Origin of the sequence: Variovorax sp. YR750, assembly GCF_900109805.1 — a bacterium.
GTDB lineage: Bacteria > Pseudomonadota > Gammaproteobacteria > Burkholderiales > Burkholderiaceae_C > Variovorax > Variovorax gossypii.
The window spans coordinates 447,240-473,228 of sequence record NZ_FOBJ01000001.1 but is presented as its reverse complement, the minus strand read 5'-3'; the positions used below and the strand labels follow the sequence as shown (position 1 = coordinate 473,228).

Annotated in this window: 22 protein-coding genes and 1 tRNA gene; 16 read left to right on the top strand and 7 right to left on the bottom strand. The window is 65.5% G+C overall.

Annotation, left to right across the window (positions count from 1 at the left end; all coding sequences use genetic code 11):
• Positions 1 to 14: 14 nt before the first annotated feature.
• The 4 genes from BMY35_RS02105 (at position 15) to BMY35_RS02090 (ending at position 3,725) form a co-directional block, all read left to right on the top strand.
• Positions 15 to 1,535 (top strand): leucyl aminopeptidase, encoded by a 1,521-nt coding sequence (locus BMY35_RS02105; RefSeq protein WP_093195332.1) that lies wholly within the window; start codon positions 15 to 17, stop codon positions 1,533 to 1,535.
• Positions 1,532 to 1,972 (top strand): DNA polymerase III subunit chi, encoded by a 441-nt coding sequence (locus tag BMY35_RS02100; protein WP_093195331.1) that lies wholly within the window; start codon positions 1,532 to 1,534, stop codon positions 1,970 to 1,972. The genes BMY35_RS02105 and BMY35_RS02100 overlap by 4 nt, the downstream gene beginning before the upstream one ends.
• Position 1,973: 1 nt before the next feature.
• Positions 1,974 to 2,369, top strand: coding sequence for a hypothetical protein (locus BMY35_RS02095; RefSeq protein WP_093195330.1), 396 nt, complete (start codon positions 1,974 to 1,976; stop codon positions 2,367 to 2,369).
• A 138-nt stretch (positions 2,370 to 2,507) separates the two neighbouring features.
• On the top strand, positions 2,508 to 3,725 hold the full coding sequence (locus BMY35_RS02090) for a branched-chain amino acid ABC transporter substrate-binding protein (protein WP_093195329.1): 1,218 nt from the start codon (positions 2,508 to 2,510) through the stop codon (positions 3,723 to 3,725).
• 67 nt (positions 3,726 to 3,792) lie between these two features.
• Here the strand turns inward: BMY35_RS02090 and BMY35_RS02085 are convergent, their stop codons facing one another.
• The 5 genes from BMY35_RS02085 to BMY35_RS02065 form a co-directional block, all read right to left on the bottom strand.
• Positions 3,793 to 4,182 (bottom strand): response regulator, encoded by a 390-nt coding sequence (locus BMY35_RS02085; RefSeq protein ID WP_093195328.1) that lies wholly within the window; start codon positions 4,180 to 4,182, stop codon positions 3,793 to 3,795.
• Positions 4,183 to 4,272: 90 nt separating this feature from the next.
• A complete protein-coding gene (locus BMY35_RS02080; RefSeq protein WP_240652021.1) occupies positions 4,273 to 4,557 on the bottom strand; it encodes a hypothetical protein in 285 nt (94 codons plus the stop codon).
• A 291-nt stretch (positions 4,558 to 4,848) separates the two neighbouring features.
• Positions 4,849 to 4,939: transfer RNA gene (locus tag BMY35_RS02075), tRNA-Ser, on the bottom strand.
• Positions 4,940 to 4,964: 25 nt separating this feature from the next.
• The gene (locus BMY35_RS02070; protein ID WP_093195326.1) at positions 4,965 to 5,909 is read right to left on the bottom strand and encodes an SPFH domain-containing protein; all 945 of its coding nucleotides are present in this window, start codon (positions 5,907 to 5,909) and stop codon (positions 4,965 to 4,967) included.
• A 40-nt stretch (positions 5,910 to 5,949) separates the two neighbouring features.
• Positions 5,950 to 6,375, bottom strand: coding sequence for an NfeD family protein (locus BMY35_RS02065; RefSeq protein ID WP_093195325.1), 426 nt, complete (start codon positions 6,373 to 6,375; stop codon positions 5,950 to 5,952).
• 216 nt (positions 6,376 to 6,591) lie between these two features.
• Between BMY35_RS02065 and BMY35_RS02060 the strand changes: the two genes are divergently transcribed.
• Positions 6,592 to 8,901, top strand: coding sequence for an arginine/lysine/ornithine decarboxylase (locus tag BMY35_RS02060; RefSeq protein WP_093195324.1), 2,310 nt, complete (start codon positions 6,592 to 6,594; stop codon positions 8,899 to 8,901).
• A gap of 71 nt (positions 8,902 to 8,972) precedes the next feature.
• On the opposite strand, the gene BMY35_RS02055 is transcribed toward BMY35_RS02060, so the two are convergent.
• Both BMY35_RS02055 and fabI read right to left on the bottom strand, forming a co-directional pair.
• Positions 8,973 to 9,815 carry a DNA ligase gene (locus tag BMY35_RS02055; protein WP_093195323.1) on the bottom strand — a complete coding sequence of 281 codons (843 nt, stop codon included), beginning with the start codon at positions 9,813 to 9,815 and terminating at the stop codon, positions 8,973 to 8,975.
• A 67-nt stretch (positions 9,816 to 9,882) separates the two neighbouring features.
• Positions 9,883 to 10,665, bottom strand: a complete 783-nt coding sequence (fabI, locus tag BMY35_RS02050) for an enoyl-ACP reductase FabI (RefSeq protein WP_093195322.1) — start codon at positions 10,663 to 10,665, stop codon at positions 9,883 to 9,885.
• 37 nt (positions 10,666 to 10,702) lie between these two features.
• Here fabI and BMY35_RS02045 point away from each other — a divergent pair, with 37 nt between their 5' ends.
• From BMY35_RS02045 to typA, 11 genes are all read left to right on the top strand, one after another.
• A complete protein-coding gene (locus BMY35_RS02045; protein ID WP_093195321.1) occupies positions 10,703 to 12,502 on the top strand; it encodes an extracellular solute-binding protein in 1,800 nt (599 codons plus the stop codon).
• Positions 12,503 to 12,531: 29 nt separating this feature from the next.
• Complete coding sequence (locus BMY35_RS02040; RefSeq protein ID WP_093195320.1) at positions 12,532 to 13,566, top strand: microcin C ABC transporter permease YejB; 1,035 nt, start codon at positions 12,532 to 12,534, stop codon at positions 13,564 to 13,566.
• Positions 13,559 to 14,599, top strand: coding sequence for an ABC transporter permease (locus BMY35_RS02035; protein WP_093195319.1), 1,041 nt, complete (start codon positions 13,559 to 13,561; stop codon positions 14,597 to 14,599). The genes BMY35_RS02040 and BMY35_RS02035 overlap by 8 nt, the downstream gene beginning before the upstream one ends.
• Complete coding sequence (locus BMY35_RS02030; RefSeq protein ID WP_093195318.1) at positions 14,599 to 16,230, top strand: ABC transporter ATP-binding protein; 1,632 nt, start codon at positions 14,599 to 14,601, stop codon at positions 16,228 to 16,230. The genes BMY35_RS02035 and BMY35_RS02030 overlap by 1 nt, the downstream gene beginning before the upstream one ends.
• A 23-nt stretch (positions 16,231 to 16,253) precedes the next feature.
• Positions 16,254 to 17,453: a YbfB/YjiJ family MFS transporter gene (locus BMY35_RS02025; RefSeq protein ID WP_093195317.1), complete on the top strand. Its 1,200-nt coding sequence runs from the start codon at positions 16,254 to 16,256 to the stop codon at positions 17,451 to 17,453.
• 189 nt (positions 17,454 to 17,642) lie between these two features.
• On the top strand, positions 17,643 to 18,287 hold the full coding sequence (gene rimP / locus BMY35_RS02020; protein WP_093195316.1) for a ribosome maturation factor RimP: 645 nt from the start codon (positions 17,643 to 17,645) through the stop codon (positions 18,285 to 18,287).
• Positions 18,288 to 18,303: 16 nt separating this feature from the next.
• Entirely contained in the window at positions 18,304 to 19,797 is a 1,494-nt protein-coding gene (gene nusA, locus BMY35_RS02015; RefSeq protein WP_093195315.1) for a transcription termination factor NusA, read from the top strand.
• Positions 19,798 to 19,821: 24 nt separating this feature from the next.
• Entirely contained in the window at positions 19,822 to 22,794 is a 2,973-nt protein-coding gene (gene infB, locus BMY35_RS02010; RefSeq protein WP_093195314.1) for a translation initiation factor IF-2, read from the top strand.
• A gap of 24 nt (positions 22,795 to 22,818) precedes the next feature.
• Positions 22,819 to 23,190: a 30S ribosome-binding factor RbfA gene (rbfA, locus tag BMY35_RS02005; RefSeq protein WP_093195313.1), complete on the top strand. Its 372-nt coding sequence runs from the start codon at positions 22,819 to 22,821 to the stop codon at positions 23,188 to 23,190.
• A 2-nt stretch (positions 23,191 to 23,192) separates the two neighbouring features.
• Positions 23,193 to 24,149, top strand: a complete 957-nt coding sequence (gene truB, locus BMY35_RS02000; protein ID WP_093195312.1) for a tRNA pseudouridine(55) synthase TruB — start codon at positions 23,193 to 23,195, stop codon at positions 24,147 to 24,149.
• Positions 24,146 to 25,984 carry a translational GTPase TypA gene (gene typA, locus BMY35_RS01995; protein ID WP_093195311.1) on the top strand — a complete coding sequence of 613 codons (1,839 nt, stop codon included), beginning with the start codon at positions 24,146 to 24,148 and terminating at the stop codon, positions 25,982 to 25,984. The genes truB and typA overlap by 4 nt, the downstream gene beginning before the upstream one ends.
• Positions 25,985 to 25,989: the final 5 nt, after the last annotated feature.

The following is a 25,989-nucleotide window of genomic DNA, read 5'->3' as shown; positions in this document are numbered from 1 at the left end:
GGAAAAAAAGGATTATGGACTTTCAACTCAAGACCCTCACCGTTTCCCAGGCCGCAGCCGAGAAATCCGATGTCCTGATCGTGCTCGTCGGCAGCGCTCCTCCCGCCTCCAAAGACCCGCTTTCGGTGCTTGCCGCCAGTGCCCGCAAGGCCGGCGACCTGCCCGACAAGGCCGGCAAGCTGCTCGCGCTCTACCGTCCGGAAGACGTCGTGGCCGCCCGCGTGGTGCTCGCCGCCATCGGCGACGGCAAGCCGGCCTCGGTGCGCACGGGCGTCGTCGCGGCGATCAACGCGGCCAAGGCCCAGGCGCCCAAGCGCGTGACCCTGGTGTTCGCGCAGCCCGCCGACGGCGCTGCGGTGGCTTGCGCCGTCACGGCGGCGGCCGAAGCCAGCTATGTCTACACCACCACCAAGTCGAAGGCCGAACCCCGCAGCATCCGCCAGCTGACCGTCGGCGTGGCCGATGCCGCCGCGATCGCCGGCGCGTTCGACCAGGCCCGTGCCACCGTCCGGGGCATCGAACTGGCCAAGGAATGGGGCAACCGGCCCGCCAACCACGCTACCCCCACGCTGCTGGGCGAGGCCGCCAAGGAGCTGGCGAAGCTCCCGAACATCAAGTGCGAAGTGCTGGGCCCGAAGGAAGTCGAGAAGCTCGGCATGGGCTCCTTCGCCGCCGTGGCCCAGGGCTCGGCCGAGCCGCTGCGCTTCATCGTGCTGCGCTACCACGGGGCTCCCAAGGACCAGGCGCCGGTGGTGCTGGTCGGCAAGGGCATCACCTTCGACACCGGCGGCGTCTCGCTCAAGCCGGCTGCCGAGATGGACGAGATGAAGTTCGACATGTGCGGCGCGGCCAGCGTGCTCGGCACCTTCCGCGCGCTGGGCGACATCCAGCCCGCCATCAACGTCGTCGGCCTCATTCCCTCGTGCGAGAACATGAACGACGGCCGCTCGGTGAAGCCGGGCGACGTGGTGACCAGCATGAGCGGCCAGACCATCGAGGTGCTCAACACCGACGCCGAGGGCCGGCTCATCCTGTGCGACGCGCTGACCTACGCCAAGCGCTTCGAACCGGCCGCGGTGATCGACATCGCCACGCTGACGGGCGCCTGCGTGATCGCGCTGGGCGGCGTGCGCAGCGGACTGTTCGCCAGCGACGACACGCTCGCCGCCGCGCTCGAAGCCGCCGGAGAAACCTCGCAGGATCGCTGCTGGCGCATGCCGCTGGACGACGACTACGCTGAAGGGCTGAAGAGCAACTTCGCCGACGTGGCCAATATCGCCGGCCGCGCGGGCGGTGCCATCACCGCGGCGAAGTTCCTGCAACGCTTCACCAGCGACTTCGCCTGGGCGCACCTTGACATCGCCGGGACCGCCTGGAAGAGCGGGGCGGCCAAGGGCTCGACCGGCCGTCCGGTGGGCCTGCTGGTGTCCTACCTGACGAGCCGCGCGGGCAGCGGCGACGCATCGGGCAAGGCGAAGCCCAGGAAGGCCAAGGCCGCCGAGGCTCCGAGCAAGAAGGCACGGTCCGCGAAGTGACGGAAATCGGCTTTCACTACAACGCGCGCGACAAGCTGAACTACGCCTGCCGGCTGGTTCGCAAGGCCGTGAACACGCGCGGCCTGCGCGTGGTAGTGGTGGGCGATGCGCGCTCGCTCGACGCGGTGGATGCGGCGCTCTGGCAGCTCTCGCCGGTGGACTTCGTCGCGCATTGCCGCGACGACGCGCCGGCCCACGTCGTCGCGCGCTCGCCCGTGGTGCTGTCGGCGCAGGGAGCCGATGCGGCCTCGCTGCCGCACCGCGAGATGCTGGTGAACCTGGGCCTCGAAGTGCCTGCGGGCTTCGAGCGCTACGAACGCATGATCGACATCGTGAGCGACGAGGCCAACGACCGCCAGGTCGGCCGTTCTCGCTGGCGCCACTATGCCGATCGTGGCTACACCATCCAGCCGCACGACTTCGCAAAGAGTTCCTGACATGGCCAGCACGCTGCGCACACCGCCCCGGTTCGTTCCCACGCTGACGACGGTGCTCGAGGTTCCGGCGGAGCCCGCGAGTCCCGAGCCGCAGGTCGCGCAGGCGCCTCAGCCGGACCCGGCGAGTTCGATGGCATTGCCTCCGGCCGCACAGCTCTCGCAGGCGGAAATCGTCAGCCTCGAAGAGCAGTTGCTGCATCGCGTGCTGCAGCGCGTCGACCTGTCGCTGGAAGAGCGTTTGAGCGACACCGTGTCAGCTGCCGTTCAGCATCAGCTCGATGCGATGGTGCCGCGTCTGCGCAATGAAATCGAGGCCGTTTTGCGCGCGCTTGTGATCGAGGCAATGGCCGCTGAACTCAGCGAAAACACCGGGTCTACGCCAGCTTCCGGGGCCTGAATACTGGGCTAAACTGCGCCGCAGGTCGGAAGGGCGTGAGGGTGCCGCTGGTCTGCGGCGCGAAACTTGCGAGGTCTGCGCGCCCGGATCGTACGACCGGTGTTTTTTATTCTTTTCATCCAAGTTCTGGAGGTTCCCATGCAATTGAAATGGACTGCGGTCGCACTGGCTGCAATCACGCTCGTGGCTTGCGGCAAGAAGGAAGAAGCTGCTGCTCCCGCTGCAGCGCCCGCGCCAACGGCCGCGGCCCCGGCGGCTGCACCTGCACCCGCACCTGCCGGAGACACCCTGGTCATCAAGATCGGTCACGTGGCACCTACCAGCGGTCCCATTGCCCACCTCGGTAAGGACAACGAGTTCGGCGCCAAGATGGCCATCGAAGACCTGAATGCAAAGGGCCTCAAGGTTGGCGACAAGGTTGCCAAGTTCGAACTGGTCGCCGAAGACGACGCAGGCGATCCGAAGCAAGGCACGGCCGTTGCCCAGAAGCTCGTGGACGAAAAGGTCAACGGCGTGGTCGGTCACCTGAATTCGGGCACCACCATCCCCGCCTCGAAGCTGTACAGCGACGCCGGCATTCCCCAGATCTCGCCTTCGGCAACCAACCCGAAGTACACGCGCCAGGGCTTCAAGACCACGTTCCGCGTGGTGGCTGACGACACGCAGCTCGGCGGCACGCTGGGCAAGTACGCCGTCGAAACGCTCAAGGGCAAGAACATCGCCGTGATCGACGACCGCACCGCCTACGGCCAGGGCGTCGCCGAAGAATTCGAGAAGGCGGCCAAGGCTGCTGGCGCCACCATCGTGGGCCACGAATTCACCACCGACAAGTCGACCGACTTCAACGCCATCCTGACCAAGCTGAAGGCTGCCAAGCCCGACGTGCTGTTCTTCGGTGGCATGGACGCCGTTGGCGGCCCGATGCTCAAGCAGGTCAAGCAGCTGGGCCTGAACGTCAAGTTCATGGGCGGCGACGGCCTGTGCACCGGCGAGCTGCCGAAGCTGGCTGGTGATGCCATCGGCGAAGACATGGTGGTGTGCGCGGAAGCCGGCGGCGTGGACGGCGACTTCAAGCAGCCGCTGGAAGACTTCAAGGCCAAGTTCAAGACCAAGAACGGCGTCGAAGTGCAGATCTATGCACCGTACGTGTACGACGCTGTCAACGTGCTGGCCGAAGCCATGGTGAAGGCCGGTTCGTCCGACCCCGCCAAGTACCTGCCCGAAGTCGGCAAGGTGCAATACAAGGGCGTGACCGGCCCGATCGCCTTCGACGAGAAGGGCGACATCAAGAACGGCGCGCTGACGCTGTACACCTACAAGGGTGGTGCGCGTACCCAGATCGCCGTGGTGCGCTGATTCGCTCCGGCACAAAAGAGAAAAGGGCCTTCGGGCCCTTTTTCATGCCTGCTTCAATGGCAGGCAGTCAGAGCGGCGCAAGGCCCGAGGGGCGGTTGGCGTTGCAGTACTCGATGAACGCATCGAGGTCGCGCGACTTGTCGAACACCGCATCCGCGCCTAGCGCAGTGCAGCGCGCCCTGATGTCCGCCGTCACGTAGTTGCTGAGCACCACCACCCGCTGGCTGGGCTTGCGGTCCCTGCAGCCGCCGAGAACGCCGAGGCCGGAGCCTTCCTTCAGGAAGAGATCGACGATCAGCAGTTGCCAGCCATCAGGGTGTTCGGCGAGCCACGCCAGGGCTTCCGTCTCGGTTTCGGCGAAGCCGACCACCCGGCCGTTGACCAGATCCTCCAGTGCCGGGACCAGGTTGTCCCTGATGGTCTTGTTGTCCTCGACGAGGAACGTGATGAGGGCCATGCCGTGGTTTCGCTTTGAGAACGAATAGCGTAGCGTGCCTGACGCCCGCCCGGCGTAGGAGAAGGGATACGGACGCGGTCCGGTGCGAGGTCAGTCCGCGCCTTCTGCGCGGATCTTCGCCTTGAGCTTCTCGGCCAGCGCCTGGCTTTCGTCTCGCTCGGCCGTCACCTCGAGGCGCTTCTCGATTTCCTCGCTCAGCGCGGCGTTGACCTCGGCGAGCTTCTCGGCCGACTTGGCCAGCTTTTCCTCGAGCTGGCTGGTGTGCTCGATGGCCTGCGCCACCTCGCCGACCTGCACTTCCTCGGGCAGTTCCTGCTCGAGCACCGTGTTCACCACGGCGAGGTTGTCCGACGCCCGCTGAACATCCGCCGCCACCTGTTCGCTCTTTTCCAGGGTTTGGTCCAGCGGTGTCGTGCCGCGAGACGGTTTTTGCGGTTTTCCGGCCATCGGGGATCCTTTGCTGGCGTGAAATTAGAACCTTCGGATCGTAGCTCCAGACGGGAGGGGCCGGTTGCCCATGTCCCGGTTGTTGCAAAGCAACGCATTGCCGTTCTTCAAACGGAGAGAGGGAGAGAGGGCCGGACGACAAAAAAGCCCAGGCGCTTGTGGCGACTGGGCTTCCTGTGTCGTTCGAGTGTCCGTGAACGGTTACGAACAATCAATCTCTGGCGGAGCAGGCGGGATTCGAACCCGCGGAGGGCTATTAACCCTCACACGCTTTCCAGGCGTGCGACTTAAACCGCTCATCCACCGCTCCTGAGCCCACGATTGTAGCAGTCAGTTCAGCCCTGATTTGCCTGACCTTGCACCGAAGACTTGCCGGCCTGCACCATCCGCATCGCCGAAGCGATGAGCGTGGCGGTTTCGGTCATGTTGCTGGGCACGATCAGCGTGGTCTTGGAGTCGGCCGCGACCTTGCCGTAGGCGTCGACGGCGCGCTCGGCCACCTTGAGCTGCACGGCCTGCTCGCCGCCGGGCTGGCGGATGGCAGCCGCCACGCGCTCGATGGCGTCCGCCGTTGCCGTGGCCACTGCCGTGATGGCGGCGGCTTCACCCTGGGCGTTGTTGATCTGCGCCTGCTTCTCGCCCTCGGAGCGGGCGATGAAGGCCTCGCGCTCGCCGGTGGCGATGTTGATCTGCTCCTGACGGCGGCCTTCGGAGGCGGCGATCAGCGCGCGCTTTTCGCGCTCGGCGGTGATCTGGCGCTGCATCGCCTGCAGGATCTCCTTCGGCGGGGTCAGGTCCTTGATCTCGTAGCGCAGCACCTTCACGCCCCAGTTGAGCGCCGCCTCGTCGATCGCAGCCACCACCTGGGCATTGATGACGTCGCGCTCCTCGAAGGTCTTGTCGAGCTCCAGCTTGCCGATCACGCTGCGCAGGGAGGTCTGCGCGAGCTGGGTCACGGCCACGATGTAGTTCGACGAGCCGTAGCTGGCGCGCATCGGGTCGGTGACCTGGAAATACAGGATGCCGTCGACCTGCAGCTGCGTGTTGTCGCGCGTGATGCAGATCTGGCTGGGCACGTCGAGCGGGATTTCCTTCAGGCTGTGCTTGTAGGCCACCCGGTCGATGAACGGAATCAGGAAGTTGGGGCCGGGCGTCATCGTGCCGTGGTACTTGCCCAGCCGCTCGCGGATCCAGGCGTTCTGCTGCGGCACGAACTTGACCGACTGGCTGATGAAGATGATCGCGATGACCAGGATGATGAGAGGTACCGAGAATTCCATGGTGCGCTTCCTTTTCTGAGTTCTACCTACGACGGACTGACTAAACCTTGTCGACCACCAGCCGGCTGCCGACCACCTCGACCACGCGGTGCTCGCCGGTGGAGGGCGTGCGGCCCGCGCGCTGGATCACGGTCCATTGCGCGCCGCGATAGCGCACCGTCGCCGTACCGTCGGGATTCCAGGCATCGACCTGCACGGTCTCGCCGATGTCGAGGTTCACGTCGCGGTTGGCTTCGGTGGGCGGGGCGGGAGGGCGCTTGCGCTGGATCGTGTACCAGACCAGCACGGCCCCCACGCCGATGACGGCGGCCACGATGAGCTGGGTGACGGTACCGAAGCCCAGGTGCGCCGCGATGGCCGCGGCAGCGAAACCGGCTGCCAGCAGGAGAAGATAGACGGTGCCCGAGAGCAACTCGACCACGATGGCCGCCCCCGCAATCAGCCACCAGACAGTGGAATTCGCCATGTCGACTCCTCTTGTTACTTGTTCGATGCGCGCCATTCTGATGCATTCGCTTCAAGCGCTTGCCGTGCGTAGGGGTACTGTGCCGGAGACTGCAAAAGAGGCCTTGCCTGACTGCTCCGGATGGCTTGCGCGAAGCTGACCGGATCCGTCATCCGAATTCCGTACACTTCGCGCCTCGCCACATTGCTGTCTGTCTGCCTGTCCGGAGCCCCGCTCATGAAATTCCGCTTTCCCATCGTCATCATCGACGAGGACTTCCGCTCCGAAAACACTTCGGGTCTCGGCATCCGCGCGCTCGCGCAGGCCATCGAGACGGAGGGTTTCGAGGTGCTGGGCGTCACCAGCTACGGCGACCTGAGCCAGTTCGCCCAGCAGCAAAGCCGTGCCAGCGCCTTCATCCTGTCGATCGACGACGAGGAGTTCACCATCGGCCCCGACCTCGATCCGGCCGTGTTGAACCTGCGCACCTTCATCGGCGAAGTCCGGCGCAAGAACGCCGACGTGCCGATCTACATCTACGGCGAGACCAAGACCTCGCGCCACCTGCCGAACGACATCCTGCGCGAGCTGCACGGCTTCATCCACATGTTCGAGGACACGCCCGAGTTCGTGGCGCGCCACATCATCCGCGAGGCCAAGAGCTACCTCGAGAGCGTGCAGCCGCCGTTCTTCAAGGCGCTGATCGACTACGCGGAAGACGGCTCGTACTCGTGGCACTGCCCGGGCCACTCGGGCGGCGTGGCGTTCCTCAAGAGCCCGGTGGGCCAGATGTTCCACCAGTTCTTCGGCGAGAACATGCTGCGTGCCGACGTCTGCAACGCGGTGGAAGAGCTGGGCCAGCTGCTCGACCACACCGGCCCGGTGGCGGCCAGCGAGCGCAATGCGGCGCGCATCTTCAATGCCGACCACTGCTTCTTCGTGACCAACGGCACCAGCACCAGCAACAAGATGGTGTGGCACCACACGGTGGCGCCGGGCGACGTGGTGGTGGTCGACCGCAACTGCCACAAGTCGATCCTGCACGCGATCATCATGACCGGCGCGATTCCGGTGTTCATGAAGCCCACGCGCAACCACTTCGGCATCATCGGACCCATTCCGAAGAGCGAGTTCGAGCAGAGCGCCATCAAGGCCAAGATCAAGGCCAACCCGCTGCTGGCCGACGTGGATGCCGACAAGGTCAAGCCGCGCGTGATGACGCTCACGCAGTCGACCTACGACGGCGTGATCTACAACACCGAGACCATCAAGAACATGCTCGACGGCTACGTCGACACGTTGCACTTCGACGAGGCTTGGCTGCCGCACGCGGCCTTCCACCCGTTCTACGGTGCCTACCACGCGATGGGCAAGCGCCGCGTGCGACCGAAGGAATCGCTGGTGTTCGCGACGCAGTCCACCCACAAGCTGCTCGCCGGCATCAGCCAGGCCAGCCATGTGCTGGTGCAGGACTCGCAGAACCGCCAGCTCGACCGCGACCTCTTCAACGAGGCCTACCTGATGCACTCGTCGACCAGCCCGCAGTACGCGATCATCGCGAGCTGCGACGTGGCCGCCGCCATGATGGAGCCGCCCGGCGGCACCGCCCTGGTGGAGGAGAGCATCCTCGAGGCGCTGGACTTCCGCCGCGCCATGCGCAAGGTCGAGGACGAGTTCGGCAAGGACGAGTGGTGGTTCAAGGTCTGGGGCCCCGAAAAGCTCGTAGAGGAGGGCATCGGCCGTGCGGAAGACTGGATCATGCACGGCGAGAAGAACGGCCAGCCCAAGGGCAAGAGCAAGGGCAAGAATTCGCCGCGCAACTGGCACGGCTTCGGCGAACTGGCCGACGGCTTCAACATGCTCGACCCGATCAAGTCGACCATCGTCACGCCGGGCCTCGACCTCGAAGGCAACTTCGCCGAGACCGGCATTCCGGCCAGCGTGGTGACCAAGTTCCTCGCCGAGCACGGCGTGATCGTGGAGAAGACGGGCCTCTACAGCTTCTTCATCATGTTCACCATCGGCATCACCAAGGGCCGCTGGAACACGCTGCTGACGGCGCTGCAGCAGTTCAAGGACGACTATGCGCGCAACCAGCCGATGTGGCGCATCCTGCCCGAGTTCTGCCAGCAGCACCCCGGCTACGAGCGCCTGGGCCTGCGCGACCTGTGCCACCACATCCACCAGCTGTACGCGCGCTACGACGTGGCCCGCCTCACGACCGAGATGTACCTGAGCGACCTGACGCCGGCCATGAAGCCCAGCGACGCCTTCGCACACATCGCGCACCGCAAGACCGAGCGCGTGGAAATCGACGACCTCGAAGGCCGCATCACCACCAGCCTGATCACCCCGTACCCGCCGGGTATTCCGCTGCTGATCCCGGGCGAGGTGTTCAACAAGAAGATCGTCGACTACCTCAAGTTCTCGCGCGAGTTCAACACGCAGTGCCCGGGCTTCGAGACCGACATCCACGGCCTGGTGGCACGCGTCGACGAGACGGGCAAGAAGCGCTACTACGCGGACTGCGTCAAGGAATCGAAGTAACCGGTCAGCGGGGCTGAGGTGGGCTGAAGGGCCGATACCGGCCCGGTCGGTCGGTCGATCGGGTCGATCGATCAGCCCTCGCGCACCCGCATGAAGCGCGCGAAGCGGGGCAGGCCCTTGGCGGTGAGGCCGTTGTAGCGGTAGGTCACCCAGGTGCCGATGGCGGGCGGGTTTTCGCGCTCGGCGTCGGTGAGGCCGGTGCCGAGCCTGAAGCGCTTGCCGTCGGGCGTCTCGACCACCAGCGCGCCCAGCCGGGAGCCATGCCTGCCCTTGCCGGGCACATGCTCGATCACCCGGGCTTCGGCATCCTCGTAGGGCTTGACCTTGAGCAGGTCGTTGCTGCGCTCCCCCTTGTAGAGCGAAGCGCCGCGGTGGAGCATCAGGCCTTCGCCGCCCATCTTCACCGTCTTGTCGAGCAGTGCCTGCAGCGCCTCGTGCGTGGTCGCGCGCTCCTGCGGCACCGGCACCACCCACGGTGCGCCGGTGACGGGCAGCAGCTTGCGCAGGGCCGCCAGCCGCGCCGTGAAATCGCCGGGCTGCGTGGGCAGGTCGAACACCATGAAGCGCATCTCGTGCCACGCGATGTCGTTGGGCGTCTGGTTGCGTGCCGTCGACACCGCGTGCGAGAACCGGCCCCGGCCCGCCCAGAGTTCGCCGTCGAGCGGCTGTTTCGGCAGCGGGGTGGTGAACCATGCCGGCGCGACGATCTTCTCGCCGCCGCGCGTCCAGAGCTGCTGGCCGTCCCAGTAGGCGCGCACGCCGTCGTACTTCTCGCTCACCCAGTAGTCCGCCAGCGACATGCCGGGGCGGTACGTCTCGGCCAGCATGAGCAATGGGGCGGACTCGCGCGCGAGCGCGGCCGGCGCGATGGCCAGGCCGAAGGCGGCGAGCAGCAGGGAGCGGCGGTTCAGCACGTTGCTATGAAATGAATAGCGAAAAAAGGCCGCTCGAGCGGCCGTGGCGCAGCAGGCGTCGGCGGGGTTATTCGGCCATTCCGCCGACCACGTTGCTGAAGCCGCCGTCCACGTAGGTGATCTCGGCCGTCACGCCGCTGGCCAGGTCGCTCAGCAGGAAGGCGGCCACGTTGCCGACTTCCTCGATGGTCACGTTGCGGCGGATAGGCGATGCGTCGGCCACCGCCGCCAGCATCTTGCCGAAGCCCTTGATGCCGCTGGCGGCCAGCGTCTTGATGGGGCCCGCGCTGATGCCGTTCACGCGCATGCCCTTGGGGCCGAGCGAGGCGGCCGTGTAGCGCACCGAGGCTTCGAGCGAGGCCTTGGCCAGGCCCATGGTGTTGTAGTTGGGCAGGGCACGCTCGGCGCCCAGGTAGGTCAGCGTGAGCAGGGCCGACTTGTCGTTGAGATAGGGCAGGGCCGCCTTGGCCATTGCCGGGAAGCTGTATGCGCTGATGTCGTGCGCGACCTTGAAGCCTTCGCGCGAGAGCCCGTCGAGGAAGTCGCCCGCGATGGCCTCGCGCGGGGCGAAACCGATGCTGTGCACGAAGCCGTCGAACCTGGGCCAGGCCTGCGAGAGATCGGCGAAGAGCTTGTCGATCTGCGCATCGTCGCTCACGTCGCAGTCGAAAATCAGCTTCGAGCCGAAGTCTGCGGCATATTCGGTGATACGGTCCTTGAATCGCTCGCCGACATAGCTGAAGGCGAGTTCCGCGCCTTGGTCGTGACAGGCCTTGGCAATGCCATAAGCAATGGAGCGACTGCTCAATACACCGGTGATCAGCAGTTTCTTGCCCGAAAGAAAGCCCATGAGGTTGCCTTGTGAAAATCTTGGGCAGAATTCTCGCATGCGAGGTTGGCTGCTTTGGATGACGTTGGCGCTCTCGGCAGCCCCCTCATGGGCTGCTCATGCCTATGCGCAGTTCGGGGACATCAAGTACCCGGCGGGGTTCACGCATTTCGAATACGTGAATCCAGGTGCGCCCAAGGGGGGGGAGATCCGGCTGGTGCCGCCCACGCGGCCCACCAACTTCGACAAGTTCAATCCGTTCACGCTCAAGGGGACAGCTCCCTCGGATATCGCCACGTTGATGTTCGAGAGCCTGCTCACGGGAAATTTCGAGGAGCCGACCACCGCCTACGGCCTGCTGGCCGAGGACGTGGAGGTTGCTCCCGACCGCCTATCGGCGACCTTCCGCCTCAATCCCAAGGCGAAATTCAACAATGGCACTCCGGTGCTGGCGGCCGACGTGGTGTATTCGTTCGAAACGCTCACCGGCAAGCTGGCGGCGCCGCAGTATCGGACGATCTACGCCGAGGTCAAGAAGGCCACTGCGGTCAGCGAGCGCTCCGTGCGCTTCGATTTCGCCAGTCCGAACCGCGAACTGCCACTGGTCGTGGGAGGCATGGCGATCTTCAGCCGCACCTGGGGTGGCGGAAAGCCCTTCGATCAAATCACAACAGACCTGCCCGTCGCATCGGGCCCTTATCGGCCCGCCAGCAACCGTCTGGGCCGCGACATTACCTATGTACGCGACCCGAACTACTGGGGGGTGGATCTCCCGGTTCGCAAGGGTCAGTTCAACTTCGATCGCGTCACCTTCAAGGTCTACCTCGACGAGACTTCGCGTTTCGAGGGACTCAAGGCCGGAGAGTTCGACTTCATGCGCGAATTCAGCTCGCGCAACTGGGCCCGCCAGTACACGGGCAAGCAGTTCGACAGTGGCGAACTCGTCAAGCGGGCCTTCGAGAACCACAACCCCGGCGATTTCCAGGGCTATGTGTTCAATACCCGCAAGGAAAAGTTCAAGGACATCCGCGTGCGGCAGGCCATTGGCCTGGCGATGGACTTCGAATGGCTCAACCGACAGATGTTCTACGGCCTCTACACGCGCGTGCAGGGCTATTTCCCGAACAGCGAGTTTCATGCCGAGGGTCTGCCCAAGCCTGACGAACTGGCACTGTTGGAGCCGCTGCGACCGAAGCTGCGGCCGGATGTTTTCGGTCCGGCTCCGATTCCGCCGAACACCGCCCCGCCTGGCAGCCTGCGCGAGAACCTGCGCAAGGCCAGTGCGCTGCTGGCCGAGGCGGGCTGGACCTACCGCGATGGAGCGCTGCGTAATACCGAAGGCGAGCCATTCACGATCGAATTCCTCAACGATCAGCCCTCATTGGTTCGCGTGGTCACGCCGATGCAGACGGCGCTTCGGAAGCTCGGCATCGAGATGACGTTCCGCAACGTCGACTTCTCGCTATCGCAGCAGCGCATGCAAAACTTCGATTTCGAGATGACCTCGCTGCGTCTTCCGGGCAGCAACGCGCCGGGTGGAGAGCTGCTCGAGCTGTTCGGCTCCAAGGCGGCAGCCACCCCGGGGTCTTTCAATCTCTGGGGCGTGTCGGACCCGGCCGTCGATGCGATCGTGGGCAAGGTGGTCGCGGCCACTACGCGTCCCGAACTCGCCACGGCCATGCGCGTGTTGGACAGGGTGCTCTCGCATGGCTATTACTCGATTCCTCAGTACAACAGCAACACCTTCCTGATCGGTTACCGGCCCCGTCCGTTCGTGCTGCCGCCGACGATTCCGCTGTACTACCAGGCCGACGATTGGGCGGTTTCGACTTGGTGGGCTTCGCCCGCGAACAAGTAGGCAAGATCAGGCATGAATCGCACGCACCCATGACGAGCTACATCTTCAAGCGCCTGCTGCTCATGATCCCCACGCTGCTTGGCGTGCTGATCGTCACCTTCATCGTGATCCAGTTCGTGCCCGGTGGACCGGTTGAGCAGATGGTGGCCCAGTTGCAAGGGCGCGATTCGGGCGGCGAGCGCGCTGCGAGCAGCGGCGCCGGCTATCGAGGTCGGCAGGGGCTCGATCCTCAGCGCATCGAGGAGATCAAGCAGCTCTACGGGTTTGACAAGCCGGCCCACGAACGCTTGTGGATCATGCTCAAGTCTTATGCGAGCTTCGATCTGGGCACGAGCTTCTATCAGCGCAAGGCTGTGTGGGAGTTGGTCAAGGAAAAGCTTCCGGTCTCGATCAGCCTGGGTTTGTGGACGTTCTTCATCAGCTACCTGATCGCGGTGCCGTTGGGCGTGGCCAAGGCCGTGCGCGCGGGGTCGCGCTTTGATTTCGGGACCACATTGATCGTGCTCGTCGGCTATGCGATTCCGAGTTTCGTGCTGGGCGTGGCGTTGCTCGTGATCTTTGGCGGCAAGCTGCAGTGGTTCCCGTTGCGCGGGCTGACTTCTCCGAATTGGGAGACCATGACCTGGGGGGCGCGCATCATCGACTACCTGTGGCATATCGCACTGCCGGTGACGTCCATGGTTCTCGGCAGTTTCGCGGTCACCGCCATGCTGACCAAGAACTCCTTCCTTGAAGAAATCCGCAAGCAGTATGTAACGACAGCCCGTGCCAAAGGGCTGGCCGAAAGACAAGTGCTGTGGAAGCACGTTTTTCGCAATGCATTGATCCCGATCATTACGGGCTTTCCGGCGGCTTTCATTGGCGCCTTCTTCACTGGCGCATTGCTGATCGAAACGCTGTTCACGCTCGACGGCCTCGGCTTGTTGAGCTATGAGAGCGTGATTCGCCGCGACTACCCAGTGGTGCTGGGGACGCTGTATCTCTTCACGTTGATCGGCCTGGTGACCAAGCTCATCTCCGATCTCTGCTACGTCTGGGTCGACCCGAGGGTGAAGTTTGACTGACGCGCCTGTATCCATCAGCCCCGGCCGCCGCGCCTGGCGGCGCTTTCGCCGCAACCCGCTGGGTTTCTGGAGCCTGCTGATCTTCTCGGTACTGGTCGTGCTGAGCCTGTTCGCCGAGTTGCTCTCGACCGACAAGCCGCTCGTGGTTCGCTACGAGGGAACGACTTATTTCCCCGTACTGCGTGACTACTCGGAGAAAACCTTCGGCGGCGATTTTGAGACGCCCGCGGACTATCTCGATCCGTTCATCGAGGAGCGCATCACCAAAGGCGACAACTGGGCGATTTACGCACCCAACCGCTACGGCCCCCGCACACTCAACTACTTCGCGAAGCAGCCGAACCCCGCTGCGCCTTCTGGCGAGAACATTTTCGGAACTGACGACCGTGGCCGCGATCTGCTAGCGCAGCTGATCTACGGCTTTCGCGTGAGCGTGCTATTCGGACTGGCACTGACCGGGATCGGCGTGGTGCTCGGAATCGTCGCTGGCGCGATCCAGGGCTTCTTCGGTGGCAAGACCGACCTCGCGTTCCAACGCTTCATCGAGATATGGGGCTCGATGCCCGAGCTCTACCTGCTGATCATCTTCAGCGCGATCTTCGCGCCCAGCGTGGCGCTGCTGCTCATCCTGCTGAGCCTGTTCGGCTGGATGGGGCTGGCCGACTATGTGCGGGCGGAGTTCCTGCGCAATCGCCAGATGGACTACGTGCGCGCGGCGCGCGCCCTGGGCGTGGGCAACCTGCAGATCATGTGGCGCCACATCCTGCCCAACAGCATGGTGCCGGTCGTCACCTTCCTGCCGTTCCGGATGAGCGCGGCCATCCTGGCGCTGACCTCGCTCGACTTCCTGGGGCTGGGCGTGCCGCCGGGCACGCCGTCGCTCGGCGAGTTGCTCAGCCAGGGCAAGGCCAACATCGACGCCTGGTGGATCTCGATTTCCACTTTCGGCGTGCTGGTCCTCACGCTGATGCTGCTGACCTTCATGGGCGACGCCCTGCGCGACGCACTCGATCCGCGGAAGGCCGACAAGTGATGAGCACCATGCCCAGTCAATCCTTGCTCGACGTGAAGGACCTGCGCGTCGCTTTCGGCGGCAAGGAGGTCGTGCACGGCATCGACTTCCGGATGGCCGCAGGTGAAAAGCTCGCGCTCGTTGGCGAATCGGGCTCGGGCAAGACCGTCACCGCGCTGTCGCTGCTGCGGCTGGTGCAGAACGCGGACCTGTCCGGCACGGCGCGACTCTTTGGTGGCGAACGCGTGCAGGGCTCTCGCGACCTGCTGTCGATTCCCGAGCGCGAGCTGCGCGGCATCCGCGGCAAGGAGATCGCCATGATCTTCCAGGAGCCGATGACCGCGTTGAACGCGCTCTATACCGTGGGCGACCAGATCGCCGAGGTGCTCGAGCTCCATGAGGGGCTGTCGGCGCGCGCGGCGCAGGCGGCTGCCGTGCAATTGCTGGCCGACACTGGCATTCCGGAGCCGGCGCGGCGGGCGAGGGCGTTTCCGCACCAGCTGTCGGGCGGCCAACGCCAGCGCGCGATGATCGCCATGGCACTCGCCTGCAAGCCGCGCCTGCTGCTGGCCGACGAGCCGACCACCGCGCTCGACGTGACCGTGCGCGCGCAGATCCTCGAATTGCTGGCCGACCTGCAGCGCAAGTACGGCATGGCGGTGCTGCTCATCACGCACGACCTGAACCTGGTGCGGCGCTTCGCCGACCGCGTGGTGGTCATGGAGAACGGCCATATCGTCGAGCATGGCGCGGTTGCATCCGTGTTCGACGCCCCGCAGCATCCCTACACGCGCAAGCTGATCGACAGCCATCCCGAGCGCAACGTGGCGCCCGTCGCTGGCGGCCCGGGTGCGGCGCCGCTGATCGAGGCCAAGGCCCTGCGGGTGGTCTACCCCGTGCCGAGGCCGGGCGTCGCCGGCTGGTTCCGCAAGGGCGAGTTCGTCGCGGTGCAGGGGGCGGATTTCCGCATCGCTTCCGGCGAGACGCTGGGTGTGGTCGGCGAGTCGGGCTCGGGCAAGTCGACGCTCGCGCTGGCGGCGCTCGGGCTGCTGAAGTACCAGGGCGCGCTGACCGTCGCGGGCAAGGGGTGGGCGGTCGACCGGGCCTCCGATCTCTCCTTGCGCCGCACCATGCAGGTGGTGTTCCAGGACCCGTTCTCGTCGCTCTCTCCCCGCATGACGGTGGAGCAGATCGTGGGCGAGGGGCTGCGCGTGCATGCGCCCGAGCTCGGCGTCGAGGCGCGCCGGGCGCGTGCGCTTGCCGCGCTGGCGGATGTCGGGCTGACGGAGACGCAGTTTCCGGCGCTGCTCGAGCGCTATCCGCATGAGTTCTCGGGCGGGCAGCGGCAGCGCCTGGCGATCGCCCGGGCGCTGATCGTCGATCCCCGGCTGCTGGTGCTCGACGAGCCCACCAGCGCGCTCGACGTCACGATCCAGAAGCAGGTGCTGGGGTTGCTGCAGCGCCTGCAGCGCGAGCGCGGCTTGAGCTACCTGCTGATCACGCACGACGTCGAGGTGATTCGCGCGATGGCGCACAACGTCATCGTGATGAAGGACGGGGCGATCCTCGAAACCGGGCAGGTCGAGCGCGTGCTCGATGCGCCCGAGCATCCATATACGAAGAAGCTGGTGGCTGCCGCGCTGCTTGAGTAGAACAACAACGGAGACTGCGAGAAATGTCGGAAATCGGACGCGACCGGCGCGGAGCCTGGCGCGCGGCGCTGGCCTGCATGGTCACTCTGTCGGTGGCGATGGGCCTGGGGCGCTTTGCCTTCACGCCCATGCTGCCCATCATGCTGCACGAGGGAAAGCTGGAACTCGCCGCGGGCGGGGTGCTGGCCTCGCTCAACTACCTGGGCTACTTTCTTGGCGCAGTGAGCTGCGCGGCCATCGGCATCAAGGCGTCGAGCATGGTGCGCGGCGGGCTCGTGGCCACGGCGGCCCTGCTGGTCGGCATGGGGCTGCTGCACAGCTTCACGAGCTGGGGCGTGTTGCGCACGGCGGCGGGCGTGATGAGCGCCTGGGTCTTCGTCTTCGCCTCGGGCTGGGGGCTGCGCCGGCTGGCGGAGACGAACGCGCCGACGCTGGCCGGCGTGATCTATACCGGGCCGGGGATCGGCATCGCCATGACCGGGCTGCTCGGCGGCGCGCTCGGGCGCTGGGGTTCGGAGGCGGGCTGGATCGGGCTGGGCGTCCTGGCGGTGGTGCTGATTGCCGTGATCTGGCGGGTATTCGATGACGGCGAGCACGTTCATGCCGCTGGCGGCGCGGCTCCGGCGCCCGCCGCGGCGGCTCGCGTGGCCGGGCCGGCCGACCGCAGCGACGCGATCTGGCTGGTCGCGCTCTACGGGCTGGCGGGCTTCGGCTACATCATCACCGCCACCTTCCTGCCGGTGATCGCCCGCCAGGCGCTGCCAGGATCGTCCTGGCCGGACTTCTTCTGGCCGCTCTTCGGGCTGGCCATCATTCCGGGCGCATTGATCGGGGCCCGCGCGCCGACGCACTGGGACAACCGGCTGCTCCTGGCCGTCGCCTACGCGCTGCAGGCGCTGGGCGTCGTTTTGTCGGTGGCCTGGCCGAGCATCGCCGGATTCGCGCTCGGCAGTCTCCTGCTGGGCATGCCGTTCACCGCCATCACCCTTTTCGCGATGCGGGATGCGCGCCGGCTGCGCGGCAATGCGGCAGCCGGGCTGATCGGCTACGCGACGGCTTCCTACGGGGTGGGGCAGATCGTCGGTCCGCTGTTTGCCGCGCCGCTCGCCCAGCGGACGGGGTCTTTCCAGTTGCCGCTGCTGGTCGCGGCGGCGGCATTGGCGCTGGGAGCGGTCCTGTTTGCGCTGGTCTGGTTCAAATCGCGTGGCAATGCCGGGCAATAGCCGCGCGGGCGTTCAAAGGCCCTTCATTAATTGCACAAATAGCATATAATTCGAGGCTCACGACCAAACGGGCGGGTACCAACCGCCCGTTTTTTTTGGTCCATCCATTCCAGGCATTCATTCATGGCTATCTGGCATCCGTGGCGGGCGGATGGCAGGGCCGGGCATTTAAAAGGCGCTTTCGAACACGTGGCATTGCAGCAAGTAGTGGAACAAACCGTGGCCGGCCTCGGCTACGACCTGGTCGAGATCGAACGTTCGGCCGGGGGATTGCTGCGCGTGACGATTGATTTGCCCTGGGAAGCCCCCACCTCGGAAGCTGTGGCTGCAGGCCTGCCGGAGCCCTTCGTCACGGTCGAGGACTGCGAGAAGGTGACGCGCCAGCTGCAATTCGCGCTCGAGGTCGACGGCGTCGACTACAAGCGGCTCGAAGTGTCATCGCCGGGTATTGACCGGCCGCTTCGCAATGAGCAGGATTTCGAACGTTTCGTGGGCGAGGTGATCGACATCACGCTCAAGGCGCCCATGGGCGCCGCGGCGGCTGGCCAGGTGGCTGCCAACCGCAAGAAATTTCGCGGCACGCTGGAGCGGGCCGCACAGGTAGAGGGCGCCGGCGCCCCGGGCTGGCAAATCGTCTGGAGCGATGCGCCCGAGCCCAAGCCGGGTCAAAAAGTGAGCAAGAAGCGCGCGCCGGCAACGCTGCAGGCGCTGGGCTTCGTGCTGGACGAGTTGCGCGAGGCGCGGCTTGCGCCAATTGTGGATTTCAAGGGCCGCAAGGCCAAAACCCAACCGGGTTTTTCGGATATTGACGACGGAACGCAGGTTCCGGACTGACCAGAGGAGTGGTGGCATGAATCGCGAAATGTTGATGTTGGTGGATGCGATCTCGCGCGAGAAGAACGTCGAGCGCGACGTTGTCTTCGGCGCGGTCGAGTCCGCGCTGGCGCAAGCCACCAAGAAACTTCATCAGGGCGACGTGGACATCCGCGTCTCGGTCGATCGCGACAGCGGCGACTACGAAACCTTCCGCCGCTGGCACGTCGTGCCCGACGAGGCCGGCCTGCAGCTGCCCGACCAGGAAATCCTGCTGTTCGAAGCCAAGGAAGAAATGCCCGACATCGAGGTCGGCGAGTACATCGAGGAGGCTGTCGACTCCGTGCCCATCGGCCGCATCGGCGCCATGGCCGCGAAGCAGGTCATCCTGCAGAAGATCCGCGACGCAGAACGCGAGATGCTGCTCAACGACTTCATGTCGCGCGGCGACAAGATCTTCGTGGGCACCGTCAAGCGCCTGGACAAGGGCGACATCATCGTCGAGGCCGGCCGCGTCGAAGGCCGCCTGCGCCGCAGCGAGATGATCGCCAAGGAAAACCTGCGCAACGGCGACCGCGTGCGCGCAATGATCATGGAAGTCGACCTGACGCTGCGCGGCGCTCCGATCATCCTGTCGCGCTCGGCTCCCGAATTCATGATCGAGCTGTTCCGCCAGGAAGTGCCCGAGATCGAGCAGGGCCTGCTCGAAATCAAGAGCTGCGCCCGCGACCCCGGTTCGCGCGCCAAGATCGCCGTGCTCTCGCACGACAAGCGCGTCGACCCGATCGGCACCTGCGTCGGCGTGCGCGGCACCCGCGTCAACGCCGTGACCAACGAGCTGGCCGGCGAGCGCGTGGACATCGTCCTATGGAGCGAAGACCCCGCCCAGTTCGTGATCGGTGCGCTGGCTCCGGCCAACGTGTCGTCGATCGTGGTCGACGAGGAAAAGCACGCCATGGACGTGGTGGTCGACGAGGAAAACCTCGCCATCGCCATCGGCCGCGGCGGCCAGAACGTGCGCCTGGCTTCCGACCTCACTGGCTGGAAGATCAACATCATGGACGCCAACGAATCGGCCCAGAAGCAGGCGAGCGAAACCGACGCCAGCCGCAAGCTGTTCATGGAGAAGCTCGACGTCGACGAGGAAATCGCCGACATCCTCATTTCGGAAGGCTTCAACAGCCTCGAGGAAGTGGCCTACGTGCCCATCTCCGAAATGCTGGAGATCGAAGCCTTCGACGAAGACACGATCAACGAGCTGCGCGCGCGCGCCAAGGATGCGCTGCTGACCATGGAGATCGCCAAGGAAGAAGGCGTCGAGGCCCAGTCGTCGGTGTCGCAGGACCTGCGCGACCTCGAGGGCCTGGACCCCGAGCTGATTCCCAAGCTGCACGAAGCGGGCGTGAACACCCGTGACGACCTTGCCGACCTCGCGGTCGATGAACTCACCGAGATCACCGGCCAGAGCGCCGATGACGCCAAAGCCCTCATCTTGAAGGCCCGCGAACATTGGTTCGCCGGCCAAGAGTGACGGTCATGGAGGCACGAAACCAATATGTCCAGTACCACTGTCGCCGAGTTCGCGAACGAGCTCAAGAAGACTCCCGAAACCTTGCTTGACCAGCTCAAGAGCGCAGGCGTGCCCAAGGCGGCCGTCACCGATGCACTCACCGAGGCCGACAAGCAGCGCCTGCTCGGCCACCTGAAGGCCAGCCACGGCACTGTCGAGCCCGAGCGCAAGAAGATCACGCTGACCAAGAAGTCGACCAGCGAGATCAAGCAGGCCGACTCCACCGGTCGCGCCCGCACCATCCAGGTCGAGGTGCGCAAGAAGCGCACCTTCATCCAGCGCGACGACGGCCACCTGGCCGCGTCCGAACCCGCGCAGCAGGCGGCCGAGGCTCCGGCTGCCGCTCCCGCAGCACCCCGCATCGACGAGGCCGAGCTGGCCCGCCGCGAGGAAGAGGCGCGCCGCCAGGCCGAACTGATCCGCCGCCAGGAAGAAGAGCTGGCCGAGAAGCGTCGCCTGCGCGAAGAAGCCGAAGCCCGCGAGCGCGAACAGGCCGAGAAGGCTGAAAAGGCCGAGCAGGAAGCTGCCCGCGCCGCCGCCGAAGCCGCCGCGAAGAAGGCCGCCGCCGAGGCAGCCGCTGCTGCGGCCGCGAAGCCGGTTGCCGCCGCTCCTGTCGCACCCGCTGTGACGGCCGCGGCCGAGCAGAAGGCCGCCGAAGAGAAGGCTGCCGACAACAGCAAGCTCGCCGCCCAGGCCGCCGCGGCTCAGGCCAAGGAAGACGCGAAGGCCAAGGCCGCCGCCGAATCGAAGGCCCGTGCCGAAGAAGAGGCTGCCCGTGCCCGCGATCTCGACGAGCGTCGCCGCAAGGCCCTCGCCGAGGCGGAGGCCATCCGCGCCATGATGAACGCACCGGCCCGCGTGCTGGTGCCGCACAAGGCGCCCGAGAAGCCGCAGGCCGAGAAGGCCGGCGTCAAGGGCACGCTGCACAAGCCGACCGCTCCGGCGGCACGTGCAGGCGCACCCGCCGCTCCGGGAGCAGCGGCTGCACCCGCTGCTCCGGGCAGCGGCAAGGAAGTCAAGTCCGCGAAGCTCTCGTCGAGCTGGGCTGGCGATCCTGCCAAGAAGAAGGAAATCAAGACGCGCGGCGACGCAAGCGGCGGCGTCGGTCGCGGCAACTGGCGCGGAGGCCCGCGTGGTCGCCGTGGCAACGACCGTGGCGGCCATGACGAGCAGCACGTGCCGGCGGCGCCGGTCGAAGCGCGCGTGCTCGAAGTGCACGTGCCCGAGACCATCACGGTGGCCGAACTGGCGCACAAGATGGCCGTCAAGGCGCAGGAAGTCATCAAGCAGCTGATGAAGCTGGGCCAGATGGCGACCATCAACCAGTCGCTCGACCAGGACACCGCAATGATCCTGGTGGAGGAAATGGGCCACAACGCGGTGGTTGCCGCGCTGGACGACCCCGAAGCCTTCACCGACGAGGACGTGTCGGCGCAGATCGCCGAGCCGATGCCGCGCGCTCCGGTCGTGACCGTCATGGGTCACGTCGACCACGGCAAGACCTCGCTGCTGGACTACATCCGCCGCGCCAAGGTCGCCGCGGGCGAAGCCGGCGGCATCACGCAGCACATCGGTGCCTACCACGTGGAAACCGAGCGTGGCATGGTGTCGTTCCTCGACACCCCGGGTCACGAGGCCTTCACTGCCATGCGTGCCCGCGGTGCGCAGGCCACCGACATCGTGATCCTGGTGGTGGCGGCCGACGACGGCGTCATGCCCCAGACCAAGGAAGCCATCAAGCACGCGAAGGCGGCTGGTGTGCCGATCGTGGTCGCGATCAACAAGATCGACAAGCCCGATGCCAACCTGGACCGCGTGAAGCAGGAACTGGTGGCCGAGGAAGTCGTGCCCGAGGAATACGGCGGCGACGTTCCGTTCGTCGGCGTGTCGGCCAAGACGGGCCAGGGCATCGACGACCTGCTCGAGCAGGTGCTGCTGCAGGCCGAAGTGCTTGAACTCAAGGCGCCGGTGGATGCCGCCGCCAAGGGTCTGGTCATCGAAGCGCAGCTCGACAAGGGCCGCGGCCCGGTCGCCACCGTGCTGGTGCAGTCCGGCACGCTCAAGACCGGCGACGTGGTGCTGGCCGGCTCGACCTATGGCCGCGTGCGCGCCATGCTGGACGAGGACGGCAAGCCGACCAAGTCCGCGGGTCCGTCGATCCCGGTGGAAATCCAGGGTCTGACCGAAGTGCCGCAGGCGGGCGACGAGTTCATGGTGATGGGCGACGAGCGCCGTGCCCGCGAAATCGCGACCTATCGTGCCGGCAAGTTCCGCAACACCAAGCTGGCGAAGGCCCAGGCTGCGAACCTGCAGAACATGTTCACCGACCTGTCGGCGGGCGAAGTGCAGACGCTGCGCATCATCATCAAGGCCGACGTGCAGGGCTCGCAGGAAGCGCTGGCGCAATCGCTGCTCAAGCTGGCGACGGACGAGGTCAAGGTGCAGGTGGTGTACGCCGGCGTGGGTGGCATCAGCGAGAGCGACATCAACCTCGCCATCGCCTCGAAGGCGGTCGTGATCGGCTTCAACGTGCGTGCCGATGCCGGCGCGCGCAAGCTGGCCGAAGGCAATGGCGTGCAGCTGAACTACTACAGCATCATTTACGACGCCGTGGACGAGATCAAGGTCGCGATGTCGGGCATGCTGGCACCGGAGCGCCGCGAGGAAATCATCGGCTCGGCCGAGATCCGCACGGTGTTCGTGGCATCGAAGATCGGTACGGTCGCGGGTTCGTACATCACCTCGGGTTCGGTGAACCGCAGCGCGCATTTCCGCCTGCTGCGCGACAACGTGGTGATCTACACCGGCGAGATCGACTCGCTCAAGCGTCTGAAGGACGATGTGCGCGAAGTCCGCGAAGGTTTCGAGTGCGGTATCAAGCTCAAGAACTTCAACGACATCAAAGAGGGCGACCAGCTCGAATTCTTCGAGATCAAGGAGATCGCACGTACGCTGTAAGAAGCGTACGGAGCACCGCTGTTCATGCCCAAGAAAAAAGCCGCCGTCCCCAACCGCGCCTTCAAGGTCGCCGATCAGATCCAGCGTGATCTGACGGAGTTGATCGCGCGCGAACTGAAGGATCCGCGCGTGGGCATGGTCACGATCCAGGCCGTCGAGGTCACGCCGGACTATGCGCACGCGAAGATCTTCTTCAGCCTGCTCACGGGCGACGTGGCCGAGACGACCGAAGCGCTGAACCAGGCCGCGGGCTTCCTGCGCAACGGCCTGTTCAAGCGCCTGCACATCCACACCGTGCCCACGCTGCACTTCTTGTTCGACCGCACCACCGAGCGTGCGGCCGACATGAACGCGCTCATCGCACAAGCCGTCGCTTCGCGCTCGAAAGACGACTAGCCATGAACGCGCCACGCACAAGGGTGCAGCGGCGCCCTGTGCATGGGGTGTTGCTGCTCGACAAACCGCTGGGTTTCTCCAGCAACCAGGCCTTGCAGAAGGCCAAATGGCTGCTGCGCGCCGAGAAGGCGGGCCACACCGGCACGCTCGATCCGCTGGCCACCGGCGTGCTGCCGCTGTGCTTCGGCGCTGCAACCAAGTTCAGCCAGCTGCATCTGGATGCCGACAAGACCTATGAAGCCACGGCCCGCCTCGGCATCAAGACCGCGACCGGCGATGCCGAGGGCGAGGTGATCGCCGAGCGTCCGGTGCACGTCACGCCAGAGGACTTGGTGCGCGTGCAGGCGCAGTTCACCGGCCCGATCCGCCAGGTGCCCCCGATGCACAGCGCGCTCAAGAAGGACGGCAAGGCGCTGTACGAGTACGCCCGCGAAGGCGTGGAGGTCGAACGGGCCCCGCGCGACGTGGTGATCCACAAGCTCGAGATCCGGGCGACCGGCGAAGACACCATCCGCATCCTTGCCTCCGTCAGCAAGGGCACCTACATCCGCACCCTCGGCGAGGACATCGGCGAGGCGCTCGGCTGCGGCGCGCACCTGACCTCGCTGCGCCGCATCGCCACTGGCGGCTTCGTCGAGGCGCAATGCGTCACGATCGAGGCACTGGAGGCCATGGACGAGGAAGAGCGCCTGGCTCGGCTGTTGCCGGCCGAAGCGCTCGTTGACGGCCACAGCCGCGTCACGCTGGGCACGGAAGATGCAGCACGCTTTCTTTCGGGCCTGCGCCGCCGCGGGGCCTGGGCCGATGCGGATGAGGTTGCCGTCTTCGGCACGCAACCGCCGGCCTTCCTCGGCACGGCTCACGTCAAGGCCGGCGAACTGATTCCGGGGCGCTTGCTGAACCCCATCGAAATCCAGCAAATTCTTTTGAACGCACAACAGACCGAAGCGACACCATGAGTACCAAGCAAATCCGCAATATCGCCATCATTGCCCACGTTGACCATGGCAAGACCACGATGGTCGACCAGTTGCTGCGCCAGTCGGGCACCTTCGCCGAGCACGAGAAGGTGGTCGACACCGTGATGGACAACAACGCGATCGAAAAGGAACGCGGCATCACCATCCTGGCCAAGAACTGCGCCGTGAGCTGGAAGGGCACCCACATCAACATCGTCGACACCCCCGGTCACGCGGACTTCGGCGGCGAGGTGGAGCGCGCTCTCTCGATGGTCGACGGCGTGCTGCTGCTCATCGACGCGCAGGAAGGCCCGATGCCGCAGACCCGCTTCGTGACCAAGAAGGCGCTGGCTCTGGGCCTGAAGCCCATCGTGGTGGTGAACAAGGTCGACAAGCCGGGCGCCAACCCCGACAAGGTGGTCAACGCCGCCTTCGACCTGTTCGACAAGCTCGGCGCGACCGACGAACAGCTCGACTTCCCGGTGGTGTACGCCTCGGGCATCAACGGCTGGTCGTCGCTGGAAGAGGGCGCTCAAGGCGAGCAGTGGGGCCCCGACATGTCGGCCCTGTTCGACACCATCCTGAAGCACGTGCCCTCGCAGAAGGGTGACCCGGCCGCGCCGCTGCAGCTGCAGATTTCCGCGCTCGACTTCTCGACCTTCGTGGGCCGCATCGGCGTGGGCCGCATCAGCCAGGGCACGCTGAAGCCGATGATGGACGTGGTCGTCATGGAAGGCCCGGACGGCAAGAGCCTCAAGGGCCGCGTGAACCAGGTGCTGACCTTCCAGGGCCTGGACCGCGTGCAGGCCACCGAGGCAGGCCCCGGCGAGATCGTGCTGATCAACGGCATTGCCGACATCGGCATCGGCGTGACCGTCACCGACCCGGCCAACCCGGCGCCGCTGCCGATGCTGAAGGTCGACGAGCCGACGCTGACGATGAACTTCTGCGTCAACACCAGCCCGCTGGCCGGCCGTGAAGGCAAGTTCGTCACCAGCCGCCAGATCTGGGACCGCCTGCAGAAGGAACTGCAGCACAACGTCGCACTGCGCGTGAACGAGACCGACGAGGAAGGCGTGTTCGAAGTGATGGGCCGCGGTGAACTGCACCTGACCATCCTGCTGGAAAACATGCGTCGCGAAGGCTACGAAATGGCCGTGTCGAAGCCGCGCGTGGTGTTCCGCGAAATCAACGGCGAGCGCCACGAGCCCATCGAGCTCGTGACGGCCGACATCGAGGAAGGCCACCAGGGCGGCGTGATGCAGGCACTGGGCGAACGCAAGGGCGAGCTGGTCAACATGGAACCGGACGGCCGCGGCCGCGTGCGCCTCGAGTACCGCATTCCGGCGCGTGGCCTGATCGGCTTCACGAACGAGTTCCTGAACCTCACGCGCGGCTCGGGCCTCATCAGCAACATCTTCGACAGCTACGAACCGCACAAGGGCGACATCGGCGGCCGCAAGAACGGCGTGCTGATCTCCATGGACGATGGTGAAATCTTCACCTACGCCCTGGGCAAGCTCGACGACCGCGGCCGCATGTTCGTGAAGGCGAACGACCCGGTGTACGAGGGCATGATCGTCGGCATCCACAGCCGCGACAACGACCTGGTGGTGAACGCCACGCGTACCAAGCAGCTCACGAACTTCCGCGTTTCGGGCAAGGAAGACGCGATCAAGATCACGCCTCCGATCGAACTCACGCTCGAATACGGCGTGGAATTCATCGAGGACGACGAGCTGGTTGAAATCACGCCCAAGAGCGTGCGCCTGCGCAAGCGCTTCCTGAAGGAGCATGAGCGCAAGCGCGCCAGCCGTGACCTGATGCAGGGCTGATCGAT

Excerpts from the sequence above, each read along its gene's own strand:
- nusA (WP_093195315.1), top strand. The coding sequence starts at position 18,304 with ATGAATCGCGAAATGTTGATGTTGGTGGATGCGATCTCGCGCGAGAAG.
- BMY35_RS02085 (WP_093195328.1), bottom strand. The coding sequence starts at position 4,182 with ATGGCCCTCATCACGTTCCTCGTCGAGGACAACAAGACCATCAGGGAC.
- rbfA (WP_093195313.1), top strand. The coding sequence starts at position 22,819 with ATGCCCAAGAAAAAAGCCGCCGTCCCCAACCGCGCCTTCAAGGTCGCC.
- fabI (WP_093195322.1), bottom strand. The coding sequence starts at position 10,665 with ATGGGCTTTCTTTCGGGCAAGAAACTGCTGATCACCGGTGTATTGAGC.
- BMY35_RS02090 (WP_093195329.1), top strand. The coding sequence starts at position 2,508 with ATGCAATTGAAATGGACTGCGGTCGCACTGGCTGCAATCACGCTCGTG.
- BMY35_RS02070 (WP_093195326.1), bottom strand. The coding sequence starts at position 5,909 with ATGGAATTCTCGGTACCTCTCATCATCCTGGTCATCGCGATCATCTTC.
- BMY35_RS02040 (WP_093195320.1), top strand. The coding sequence starts at position 12,532 with ATGACGAGCTACATCTTCAAGCGCCTGCTGCTCATGATCCCCACGCTG.
- infB (WP_093195314.1), top strand. The coding sequence starts at position 19,822 with ATGTCCAGTACCACTGTCGCCGAGTTCGCGAACGAGCTCAAGAAGACT.
- truB (WP_093195312.1), top strand. The coding sequence starts at position 23,193 with ATGAACGCGCCACGCACAAGGGTGCAGCGGCGCCCTGTGCATGGGGTG.
- BMY35_RS02105 (WP_093195332.1), top strand. The coding sequence starts at position 15 with ATGGACTTTCAACTCAAGACCCTCACCGTTTCCCAGGCCGCAGCCGAG.
- BMY35_RS02095 (WP_093195330.1), top strand. The coding sequence starts at position 1,974 with ATGGCCAGCACGCTGCGCACACCGCCCCGGTTCGTTCCCACGCTGACG.
- BMY35_RS02060 (WP_093195324.1), top strand. The coding sequence starts at position 6,592 with ATGAAATTCCGCTTTCCCATCGTCATCATCGACGAGGACTTCCGCTCC.
- BMY35_RS02025 (WP_093195317.1), top strand. The coding sequence starts at position 16,254 with ATGTCGGAAATCGGACGCGACCGGCGCGGAGCCTGGCGCGCGGCGCTG.
- typA (WP_093195311.1), top strand. The coding sequence starts at position 24,146 with ATGAGTACCAAGCAAATCCGCAATATCGCCATCATTGCCCACGTTGAC.
- BMY35_RS02065 (WP_093195325.1), bottom strand. The coding sequence starts at position 6,375 with ATGGCGAATTCCACTGTCTGGTGGCTGATTGCGGGGGCGGCCATCGTG.
- BMY35_RS02030 (WP_093195318.1), top strand. The coding sequence starts at position 14,599 with ATGAGCACCATGCCCAGTCAATCCTTGCTCGACGTGAAGGACCTGCGC.
- BMY35_RS02045 (WP_093195321.1), top strand. The coding sequence starts at position 10,703 with ATGCGAGGTTGGCTGCTTTGGATGACGTTGGCGCTCTCGGCAGCCCCC.